The organism is Bradyrhizobium sp. (assembly GCF_016462955.1).
GTDB lineage: Bacteria > Pseudomonadota > Alphaproteobacteria > Rhizobiales > Xanthobacteraceae > Bradyrhizobium.
In genome coordinates, this window is sequence record NZ_JAEMSD010000102.1 from 12,581 (window position 1) to 16,406 (window position 3,826).

Below are 3,826 nucleotides of genomic sequence, written 5' to 3' on the forward strand. Positions count from 1 at the left end.
ATTAACATGTTATCTAATTGCCCGGCGCATTCAAGCCGGAACTGATGCGCAGCCTTGCCGCGTCATCTACGTCAACTCTGTTGCATGGATTTATCGCTGCCGGGCGACGACCGCTCCCCTTTTGCGCAAACGTTATATGATATAATTATCGCCTGCGAGGCCTCGCCACAAGCAGGCCGCGGCGAAACCCTAAAGGATCGGGAGGAGCAAGTATTGCGGACAAAAGTCGCAATCATCGGGGCCGGGCCGGCCGGATTGTTGCTGGGGCAACTTCTGCACATATACGGCATCGACAACGTCATTCTGGAGCGCCAGAGCCCGGATTACGTGCTCGGCCGCATTCGTGCCGGTCTCCTGGAAGAGGGAACGGTCGCACTGCTCGACAAGGTCGGCGCCGGGGCGCGCGCGCATGCCGAGGGTCTGGTCCATGACGGCATCGAGCTTGCCTTCTCCGGCCGCCGTCACCGCATCGACATGAAGGGCGCGACCGGCAAGACGGTGATGATCTACGGCCAGACCGAGGTCACGCTCGACCTGATGAATGCGAGGAAGGCGGCGGGTCTCGTCTCGGTCTACGAGGCCCGGGACGTGCAGCCGCATGACTTCGACGGCGGTCACCCGCGCGTCACCTACCTCAAGGACGGCGTCACCCATACGCTCGATTGCGACTTCATCGCCGGCTGCGACGGTTTCCACGGCGTCAGCCGCGCCAGCGTTCCGGCCTCCGCGATCGAGGAATTCGAGCGGGTCTATCCGTTCGGCTGGCTCGGCATTCTCTCCGATACACCGCCGGTCAGCCACGAGCTGATCTATTCCAACCACGCCCGCGGCTTTGCGCTCTGCACCATGCGTTCGACCAAGCGGAGCCGCTATTACGTCCAATGTTCGCTCGACGATCATGTCGACCAATGGCCGGACGACCGCTTCTGGGACGAGCTGAAGCGCCGGCTCGACCAGGAGGCGGCCGACAGCCTCGTTACCGGCCCCTCGATCGAGAAGAGCATCGCCCCCTTGCGCAGCTTCGTCGCCGAGCCGATGCGCTTCGGCAAGATGTTCCTGTGCGGCGACGCCGCTCACATCGTGCCGCCGACCGGCGCCAAGGGCCTGAACCTCGCCGCCAGCGACGCGCATTATCTGTCGAGCGCGCTGCGCGAGTTCTACGACGAGAAATCCAGCGCCGGCCTCGACGCCTATTCCGCCAAGGCGCTGGCGCGCGTCTGGAAAGCCGTGCGTTTCTCCTGGTGGATGACCTCGATGCTGCACAAATTCCCCGACACCGGCACCATCGGCGCACGTATCCAGCTCGCCGAGCTCGACTACGTCACGCAGTCGCAGGCGGCGATGACCTCGCTGTCGGAGAACTACGTGGGGCTGCCGTTTTAGGGCGGCATCGCTCTCCCCGTATCGTCATCGGGAGGTGCCGTAGGGTGGGCAAGGCACGCGCTCCGCGGGCCATGCCCACCACCTCTCTCGATCATGAAAAAATCGTGGGCACGCTTCGCTTTGCCCACCCTACGGCTGCCGCACGTCCGCACATCCGTTTCAAACGCCCGCGCAAATTCCGTTTGAAACTTTGTAATTGATGCAACCATCTTCCACATCGCGTTCAATGCCGGCAATTAGCAACGCGAGACAGCCATGACCTCCATCGACGTTCCCGCCGGCTTCGAGCCGCATTTCCGTAAATCCCCGCTCACCGAACCCTGGGAGCCGCTGTATTCGAAGAAGACCGAGAAGGGCGTCACCATGGGATTGCGGCTGGCGACGCCGCACACCAACGCGCGCGGGCTGATTCATGGTGGATTGATCGCGGCGCTCGCCGATGCCGCCATGGGCTACAGCTGCGCGCAAGTCACGAACTGGACGACATCCTTCGTCACCATCTCGTTGTCCGTCGACTATGCCGGTGCCGCCGAGATCGGCCAATGGCTCGCGGTCGAGGGCGAGGCGATCAAGATCGGGAGCACGATCTGTTTCGCGCAATGCATGGTCAAAGCCGACGACGCCGTGATCGCGCGCGCCAGCGGCACGTTCCGTGTGGTGCCGAAGAAGGGGTGAAGCTCTCTCTCCGTCGTCATGCCCGGGCTTGACCCAGGCATCCACGTCTTTGGCGCTTCATGTGAGGAGGCGCGTGGATGGCCGGGACAAGCCCGGCCATGACGGAAAGCATCACCCGAACTTCCACTCCGCCGTTTCCACCACGAGATCGATGAACGCCCGCACCTTGGCCGAGAGCAGGCGCGAGGTCGGGTAGACGATGTGGATCGGCAGCGGCGGCTGCTCGTATGCGGCGAGCACGATCTTCAGCCGGCCCCGCCTCAGGCTCTCGGCAGCCTGATAGGCCAGCACGCGCGTCACGCCGCCGCCGGCCTCGGCATATTGCAGCGCCGCGTCGGCGCTGTTGCTCGTGAAGCGTGGGGTCGGCTTCACCTCGATGTCGCGGCCATCGCGCCGGAAGCGCCATTCGGACCAGGGGCCGAACTGGATGGTCTGGTGCTCGAGCAGGGCCTCGGGCGTCTTCGGCTCGCCGTGACGCTTGAGATAGCCGGGCGCGGCCACCACGATCCGCCGCATTTCGCCGACCTGGCGCGCCACCAGCGAGGAATCGACGAGATGGCCGATCCGCACCGCGGCGTCGACGGCGTCTTCCACGAGGTTGACCAGATGGTCGGACAACCTGAGCTCGGCGGCGACCTCGGGATAACGCTTGAGATAGGCGGTCATGACCGGCCCGACGTGAAGCCGGCCGAAGCCGACCGGCGCCGACACCACGAGGCGCCCGCTCGGCCGGTTGCGCTCCTGCCGGGCGGAGCCGTCAGCCTCCTCGACATCGGCGAGGATGCGTCGTGCGCGCTCCAGATAGCGCGCGCCGACGTCCGTCAGCGTCACCTGCCGCGTGGTCCGCTGCAACAGCCGGGCGCCGAGATGCTCCTCCAGGGATGCGATCAGCCGCGTCACCGCCGAGGGGGACAGGTGCAGCCTGCGCGCCGCCGGCGCAAAGCCGCGCAGATCGGCGACGGTGACGAAGACGTGCATGGCTTCGAGCCGGTCCATGGGCATTATTGCATATATTGCAATGATGAAGTGTCAAGCGACTCGATTGTTTTGGTGGGCGGAAGGTCCATCTTTGCGGGCGAAGACGCAGCGATGCGCCGGAATTTCAGGAGACGTTCCGATGACAACACTAGACACCTATGCCAGCGACGTCGCGTTCTCACCGGCGGTGAAGGCGATTCAGGCGCGCAAGGGTTCGCGCGAGGCCTATGCGCGCAGCGAACAGCGCGGCTGGCGCACCGAGGTGGACGACAACCTCGCGGCATTCCTGGCGGATGCCAACAGCTTCTATTTCGCTACCGCCGCGGCTGACGGCCAGCCCTATATCCAGCACCGCGGCGGTCCGAAGGGTTTTCTCAAGGTGCTGGACAAGCAGACGCTGGCGTTCACCGATTATGCCGGCAACCAGCAGTTCATCACCCAGGGCAATTTGTCGGAGAACCCCAAGGCCTACATCTTCGTAATGGACTACGCCCACCGCCGCCGGGTGAAGATCTGGGGCGAGGCGCGCGTGGTCGAGGACGACGAAGCGCTGACAACATCGCTGATGCCGAAGGGCTACCGCGCGCGGCCCGAGCAGGTGATCCTGTTCAAGATCGCAGCCTGGGACACCAACTGCCCACAGCATATCCCGCAGAAGTTCGACGCCGGCGATGTCGCCGCAGCGCTGGCGGCGCGGGATGCGAGGATCGCGGAACTGGAGGCGGAGGTCGCGGCGCTGAAGGGCGAGAAGGCAGCGGGAGTAGTTTCCTAAACTGCTGCTTTCTTACCC

At 64.5% G+C, this 3,826-nt stretch carries 4 protein-coding genes; 3 read left to right on the forward strand and 1 reads right to left on the reverse strand.

The window, feature by feature from the left end; all coding sequences use genetic code 11:
- Positions 1–213 precede the first annotated feature (213 nt).
- Together pobA and JHD07_RS13520 are read left to right on the forward strand one after the other, a co-directional pair.
- A complete protein-coding gene (gene pobA, locus JHD07_RS13515; protein ID WP_291622869.1) occupies positions 214–1,383 on the forward strand; it encodes a 4-hydroxybenzoate 3-monooxygenase in 1,170 nt (389 codons plus the stop codon).
- A gap of 255 nt (positions 1,384–1,638) precedes the next feature.
- Positions 1,639–2,058: a PaaI family thioesterase gene (locus JHD07_RS13520; RefSeq protein ID WP_291622871.1), complete on the forward strand. Its 420-nt coding sequence runs from the start codon at positions 1,639–1,641 to the stop codon at positions 2,056–2,058.
- Positions 2,059–2,169: 111 nt separating this feature from the next.
- Here JHD07_RS13520 and JHD07_RS13525 read toward each other — a convergent pair whose 3' ends face one another.
- Positions 2,170–3,054 (reverse strand): LysR family transcriptional regulator, encoded by an 885-nt coding sequence (locus JHD07_RS13525; RefSeq protein WP_291622873.1) that lies wholly within the window; start codon positions 3,052–3,054, stop codon positions 2,170–2,172.
- 121 nt (positions 3,055–3,175) lie between these two features.
- Here JHD07_RS13525 and JHD07_RS13530 point away from each other — a divergent pair, with 121 nt between their 5' ends.
- Positions 3,176–3,808 carry a pyridoxamine 5'-phosphate oxidase family protein gene (locus tag JHD07_RS13530; RefSeq protein WP_291622875.1) on the forward strand — a complete coding sequence of 211 codons (633 nt, stop codon included), beginning with the start codon at positions 3,176–3,178 and terminating at the stop codon, positions 3,806–3,808.
- The last annotated feature ends 18 nt before the right edge of the window (positions 3,809–3,826 follow it).